Raw genomic sequence first — 6,296 nt, 5'->3', positions numbered from 1 at the left:
AGCCGTACCCGCCCCAACACCCGAGACACGCTCACTTCCAGACGACGCACCCCACCACCTCCGACAAGGCCCTGAGCGGCGTGGGCTACTGGGTGGACGACCATCCGGGTCCGGGGCCGGGATGCCCAGACCCGGTGTCAAGTCACAGACTCAGGCCGCCGAGGCCCTGATGCCGCCTTTCCCCCGGTAGCCCGGGGTCTTGGGCTGGGCCTTGTCCTTGCGGGACTGCTTGTGCTGCTCAGGGGATGTGGTGGTCGTTATGGAGGGTGTCTTGCCCTTGCTCCGGAGCTTGTGGGCGCGCTCGGTGACGCAGGTGTCGTAGCCGCCGCACTCCGTGCGGGCCCGCTGGTACAGGGGGTCGGCGTTGGACTTCTTCGCCTTCCTCGTTGACTCCTGGATCGCCTTCGCGGTCTGCTTGCGCAGCTTGTGGGCGCGCTCCGTGACGCAGGCGTCGTAGCCGCCGCACTCCGTGCGGGCCCGCTGGTACAGGGGGTCGGCGTTGGACTTCTTCGCCTTCCTCGTTGACTCCTGGATCGCCTTCGCGGTCTGCTTGCGCAGCTTGTGGGCGCGCTCCGTGACGCAGGCGTCGTAGCCGCCGCACTCCGTGCGAGCCTGCTGATACAGCCGGTCCGCGTTGGACTTGTCGGCGACTGCCTTCGCCGTGTCGAGCGAGTGCTGCATCTTGATCAGCTCGGGAGCGATGTGGCGGGTGGCGCCCTGCGTGAATCCCTTGTCCTCGAAGGAGCGGAACAGGACCTCGATTTCGTTGTTGTCCTTGATCTCGTTGTAGTCGTCGATGATCCGCTTCCGCAGATCCGGGTTGTTACGTGCCTGCTCCAGCAGCCGCTGGTCCCTGCGGTCGAGATAGGCCGCGTAGTCCCGGCCGATGCCGTCGGCGATGACCCCGACAGCGGCTTCGGTCATCGGGTTGGTGCCCATGCTGCCCCGGAAGCCGGTCCGCGGCGCCTGGAAGCCGCGCCACCCTTTCAAGGACGTCGTGGCCCTCCACGACGTCGTGGGGCCAGTTGCGGTCGTGCTCTTGCCCGTCCTGGTCCGCGTGGCCGCCTTCGTCGTGGCCGTGGTGGCGACCGGGCCGGTGGAGGCTGGTCCCTTCGGGGGCTTCTTGGGGTCGCGCGGTGTGGTGCGTGTCCCTCCGGCGTCGCTGTCATCATCCGGCGGCCCCTGGAGCCGGCGGCGGTCGGCCTCAGCCTCGGCCAGGTTCGCTCGGGCCGCCTTCAGCTGCCGCACCTTCTCCCGGCGGCCTGGACGGGACTTCTTCGTCTCCTCCTCCAGGCTGCTGACCTTGTCCCTGAGGTCGCTGATCTTCCTGTCGAGGCCTTGGATCTTCGTCTCAACGCTGTCGGTGTCCGGCTGGGTTTCTTTGAGGTTGAGGTACTGCTTGAACCTGTTCCTGTACGCCTTGCGCGCCGCCTCCAGGTCCTTGACGATCTCTTCCCGTTTGGCGGGAGTTTTGGCCTGTTCAGCTTTCTGGTGCAGATCGTGGATCTCGTCCGCGGCCTTGATCAGTTGCTTTCGCAGCCCGGGCAGGGTTCCCTGCGACCGGTGGTGGTACTCCAGTACGCCCCCCAGCACTTTCGGTGTATCAGAGACCGAGAGGCTGAGGCTGTCGCCTCCCATCTTCTTCAGAACGAACTGGACGACTGCCTGCCAACCCACCTTCGGCTTGTAATGGGGGTCGTGAGGGTCCAGCACGCTCGCTACCAAGGACTCGTACATGAACCACTTCAGACCTTGCAAGCGGCTGGGCTCATCACCGGAGGAGTTCGAGGCGGGATGCGGCGGGCGCGGATCGGCTGTCGCCGTTGCCATCGGCCCGATGAGAGCGAAGCCGACCACGGCAACGACCATCACCAGGGCTGCCCGCAAGAGGGCGGGCCAGCTGCTCGGCTGCCGATGCAGCAGCCAGTCGGCCGTTCGCTCCCGGGTGGAGCCGGGGTAACGCCAGGGGATGTTCACTGGATTCCTCCTGATGCGAAGTAGGTGGGTGCAGGGCGGCCGGAGCCGCCGCAGCTTCGTCTTGCGGCCTCACTCCACCGTTCTGGACTGCTGGAGGAGCCCCTCGCCATGCACGCCGTCGAGCGGCTGCGCAGCGGTAGGAGAAGCGTCGGGGGCCAGCGGCCCGGGCACAACGGAGCAAGGCGTCCGGGACAGTCCGGGACGCTTCCCGACCAGGTCAGCACCTACATCAGGACGCTCCAGGGCACCGCCGGGCAGGCATTGCGCATTCCTTGCGAAGCAGGGACTCCTGATCCGTCCCAGGCTCGGAGGCCGCGCCATCGGCACTCGCGCCGCCGCCGGGCGACACGTCCTGATTGCGCCCTGACAGACCGCCGCGTGACGTTGCCTCTCACCGCCTGGGCAGATCCATGCCGGGGCCGCCACCACACGCAGCCGTCTGGCCCCGGTGACCGCGGGCTGCTCTACGGCGGTCACGTCAGGCTGTACATCGGCAACCGATGTGCCGTCCACCCCCCACCAGGCCCGGAACCGTAGTCGTCCCCGCGCAGTCCCACGCCGTCACCCACTTCTCACCGACGGACCCCCGCACGACAGCCCGGGCGGGTGCCCTCGCAGGCAATCGGCACCGGGTCGTCGGGCAGCACAACGATGCTGAAACAAAGTGCTGATGGACGGATCGGATGCCTTTAAGCTCCCTTGCTAATTACGACGTATGGGAGCGGTGATGGGACAGGGGCCCGATCCGGCAACGGCACACAGCCCTGAACAATTCGTTGAGCTGATGCGGCAGTTACGCCGTTGGGCGGACCTCAGTTACCGCCAGCTGGAGCGGAACGCTAACGACGCCGACGGCGTCTTGCCACGTGCGACGATTGCCGCCGCCCTGAGCCGCGACGAACTGCCCCGTGCCGAACTCCTGGCCGCCTACGTACGGGCGTGCGGCGGTGACGACGAAGCCGTGACCGCATGGCTGAACGCCCGCAGACGCCTTTCCATACCCGGCACGACGGCACCCCCGCCGGCTCCAGCAGACAAGGACGCACAGCGGACCACCGCCGACAAGCACGACGACGCACAGCAGAAAACGGTGCGGGCTCCGGTGGAATCAGCAGCTGATGAACAGACTCCGGGCGCCGGCCCAGCCAGCGAACCGACATCGCGCGAAGCGACAGCCCCGGCCGGCGACACCACCACCCGCCCAGCGAACACTCCGTCCAAGCGGCGCCGGCGAGGTCAAGTGGTCGCGATCACCGCGTGCACCGTCGCCGGGATACTGGCATTGGTGGCGCTATGGCCATCCGGCGACGGTTCCGATGACCACGCCGGCAGCACGCCCCCGAGCGCCCAGCCCCACGACCCCACCATTGCCAGCACCACCTCAAGACAGTCTTCCAGCCCCGCGTCCAAGCAGCCTCCTCCTCCGGCCAGCGAGCGCCGGACGGACGAAGCCGGGCCCGCCGTCTCCCCGGCCGAACAGGAGAAGGAGACGCCAGCTCCCCGCCCCAGCCACAGCGCAGAGCCGGGTCCCACTCAGCTGCCAGCGGCCGGTTGGACCCTCATGCACCCGGCAGCCTCAGCCTCCCTCTGCCTCACCGAGGGACGCGAACGCAACGGCCGCACCGACCGCGAAATCGCCGTCCAGCACCTATGCGCAAGTGCCCCACTCCCCCGCGTCTACCTAGAAAAGCTGAGCGGGCCCACTTACCGCATCCAGTGGCACAACCCCGACCCGGGCAAGGGAATCGGCTGCCTGGCCGTAGACGGATCCTCCGCCGCTCCCGGCGCCCTGATCGCACCGCGAGACTGTGCGGACAGCAACAGCCAGAAGTTCCGCCTGGAAGCTTCCGGCAGCGGCTTCCGCCTCCGGCCCGTCCACAGCGGCCTGTGCGTGGGCTTCCTGCCCCCGCTCACCGACGGCGCCGAAGCCATGCAGACCACCTGCACCACAGACTCCAGCCAGGCATTCACCTTCACCCGAGCCTGAGAGCCTGGCTTTGGAACCCATTGTCCGTCCGGATGTCGAGGCACAGGCCATCAACGGATGAGGGTGTGCAGGACGGGAGTACTGACTCCCGTGCCTCATCAACCTCCCCTACCAGGCCCACTTCGCCCAGGGCGCCGGCAAAGACATGCGCGAACGCCTCACCGCCCTCGACGCCCTCCTCCGCCCCGAACCCCTCCGCCTGGCCTAGTACTGCAACGGTGCTTGTCGTGACTGATGGCCAGTTCAAGGGCTGTGTCCGCGCCGCTTGTAGTGGCTGGTGCGTGCTTGATGTTGTCGTCGTCGGCGCCAGGTCGACCAGTGCAGGATGTGCTCGACGGGTGTGGGCCGGCGGTCGGTGAGTCGGGTGATCAGCCGTCCTATTTCGGCGAGACTGAGGTGGATGAGCTGGGAGGATCCGTTTCTGCTTTCCCGGTGTCGAGTTCCCGGGCCCGTAGGACGGTCAGGCAGGCGTGAGCGGCCAGGGCCATGGTCATGTGGCGGTGCCATCCGGGGTAGCGGCGGACTTGGTAGTCGTCCAGGCCGCATTCCTCTGCCTCGCCCGCCGCAGGGCCGACGTCCCCTTCGCCATGCTCCGCGACGGCACCTTCTACCAACCACCAACCCTGGTCACCCCTTGACCAAAGTCATAGGGGCCCCCGCCAGGCGGAGGCACCTGCCGCTTCGAGTTCTCCGACACCGACGGGGCGCGCAGCCTCGAATTCAGTCCGGAGATCGGGGTCTGTCACAACATGCCCACCGGAGCGCTAAGGGGAACCGACCAGACAGGCCGCACGGTTCATCTGTGGCCCACCATAACTACCAGCTCTGGAAGTAACTCGGGCGCGCTAGTTCCCGGAGTCAGAAAGACCCTTGATCAGCTATGAGTTGGTAGATGTGCTGATCCGGGGGCGAGGCACGACAAGCCATCCCGGCGAAGCTGGGCGGCCGGCCTCCCCCTGCACCACGGAATTCAGACCGCGGGTCTGGCCACGTCGGCCCGTAAGGACTGTGAGGCCGGAGTTTAGGCGTGCAGGGGGTCCAGGCCGAAGAGCTGGTCGAGGACCGCACCGACGAACCCCCTGACCCAGGAGGTTCCGGAGCGGCGGCCGTCTGTCCTGACCTGGCCGGGGCTTCCGCAGCGTAGGCGGGTACCGCAATCACGAAGGCGGCGGCAGTGATAGTGGGGCGAAGATCGCCCGCTTGGAATGCTATATGTCCACCTAAATGATCTTGCGGGCCGTTGGACACTCGGCAGATCGTGAACGCGATGGCTTTGGCCTTCCGCCCGGCCGGGTCCGGGGAACCGCGCCGCGGGGAAGATGGCCAGCGACACGAGGTCGCGCGCCCCCGGAGTTGTGCCGGAACTGCCAACCCCAAGGCATCAGTCCCCGCCCGGCCGCTCCAGGCTCACCTGACGACGCTACGGACAGGGTCTGACAGTCCCGGTCCATCCGGACTGAAAACGAGCCGATTGAACTGATCGACAAGGTCGCGTCAGGCGGTTACCTGGCGGGTGATCTTTCAGCATGGGCCGTGACGTGCCCCCGTGCTCGTGGCGTTGATCTGCTCATGCGGCGATGCATCTCTCTGACGGCAGCGACACTCCTGGCCACCCCTACCCGGCACACCAGGTCAATATGTTCGACTCCGTCGGCCTCCAGACGGAGATCAAGCGCTCCGTCCGGGACGCTGACTACACCGCCACCGACGGGAACAAGGGCCCGATCCACACCTACCTCGAAGTCATCCGGGGCGGCCGACACAACGCTGTGACGTATGTGAAGGGGATGGTCGCGAGCAGCATGCAGTGGATCAGCGAGCAGATCGAGGGACCCACGCCATCGCCCTGAGGCGGGAGCGGCGGCCCACCGGCCTCACGCCAGGACCTTGGCCTTGGCGCCCTCGTACTCCTCCGGAGTGATGTCGCCCTTGTCCTTGAGCGCGGAAAGCTTGCTCAGCTCCTCCACCGAACCGCCCCCGCCGGTTCCGGCCGCGTTGCGGACGTACTGCTGGAACGCGTCCTCCTGCTGCTTGAGCTGCTTCACGTCGCGCTGTCCCATGCCCTGTCCACGGGCGATGAGATAGACGAAAACACCGAGGTAGGGCAGGACGAGCACGAAGACCAGCCATCCCGCCTCGGCCCAGCCGCCGAGGCTGTGGTCGCGGAAGATGTCGGTGACCACCTTGAAGAGCAGGAAGAACCACATCACCCACAGGAACAGCCACAGCATCGTCCAGAAGAGGTTGAGGAGTGGGTAGTCGTCCATGCCTGTCTCCGATCACGGGGGTGATCCCTTCCTACCTTCGGTAGGACGAGGTCGCACTCCGGAGG

General features: G+C 66.9%; 4 protein-coding genes and 1 pseudogene. 2 read left to right on the top strand and 3 right to left on the bottom strand.

Annotated elements, in window-relative coordinates; translation table 11 throughout:
• Positions 1 to 150: 150 nt before the first annotated feature.
• Positions 151 to 1,677, bottom strand: coding sequence for a hypothetical protein (locus tag ACJA3G_RS27195; RefSeq protein ID WP_406555682.1), 1,527 nt, complete (start codon positions 1,675 to 1,677; stop codon positions 151 to 153).
• 1,027 nt (positions 1,678 to 2,704) lie between these two features.
• Here ACJA3G_RS27195 and ACJA3G_RS27190 point away from each other — a divergent pair.
• The gene (locus ACJA3G_RS27190) at positions 2,705 to 3,964 is read left to right on the top strand and encodes an RICIN domain-containing protein (protein ID WP_406555681.1); all 1,260 of its coding nucleotides are present in this window, start codon (positions 2,705 to 2,707) and stop codon (positions 3,962 to 3,964) included.
• A gap of 377 nt (positions 3,965 to 4,341) precedes the next feature.
• Here ACJA3G_RS27190 and ACJA3G_RS27185 read toward each other — a convergent pair.
• A pseudogene (locus ACJA3G_RS27185) lies at positions 4,342 to 4,515 on the bottom strand (IS701 family transposase); the annotation flags it as partial.
• A 1,026-nt stretch (positions 4,516 to 5,541) separates the two neighbouring features.
• Here ACJA3G_RS27185 and ACJA3G_RS27180 point away from each other — a divergent pair.
• Positions 5,542 to 5,814, top strand: a complete 273-nt coding sequence (locus tag ACJA3G_RS27180) for a hypothetical protein (RefSeq protein ID WP_406555680.1) — start codon at positions 5,542 to 5,544, stop codon at positions 5,812 to 5,814.
• A gap of 24 nt (positions 5,815 to 5,838) precedes the next feature.
• Here ACJA3G_RS27180 and ACJA3G_RS27175 read toward each other — a convergent pair whose 3' ends face one another.
• Complete coding sequence (locus ACJA3G_RS27175) at positions 5,839 to 6,231, bottom strand: SHOCT domain-containing protein (protein WP_406555679.1); 393 nt, start codon at positions 6,229 to 6,231, stop codon at positions 5,839 to 5,841.
• Between the last annotated feature and the right edge of the window lie 65 nt (positions 6,232 to 6,296).

The organism is Streptomyces sp. YS-3 (genome assembly GCF_045257485.1).
Classification (GTDB): Bacteria; Actinomycetota; Actinomycetes; order Streptomycetales; family Streptomycetaceae; genus Streptomyces.
The sequence above is the reverse complement of the archived record's forward strand: the minus strand, read 5'-3'. Positions and strand labels throughout refer to the sequence as shown.

Coding starts and splice junctions, on each gene's coding strand:
- ACJA3G_RS27190 (WP_406555681.1), top strand. CDS start 2,705: ATGGGACAGGGGCCCGATCCGGCAACGGCACACAGCCCTGAACAATTC.
- ACJA3G_RS27180 (WP_406555680.1), top strand. CDS start 5,542: ATGCATCTCTCTGACGGCAGCGACACTCCTGGCCACCCCTACCCGGCA.
- ACJA3G_RS27175 (WP_406555679.1), bottom strand. CDS start 6,231: ATGGACGACTACCCACTCCTCAACCTCTTCTGGACGATGCTGTGGCTG.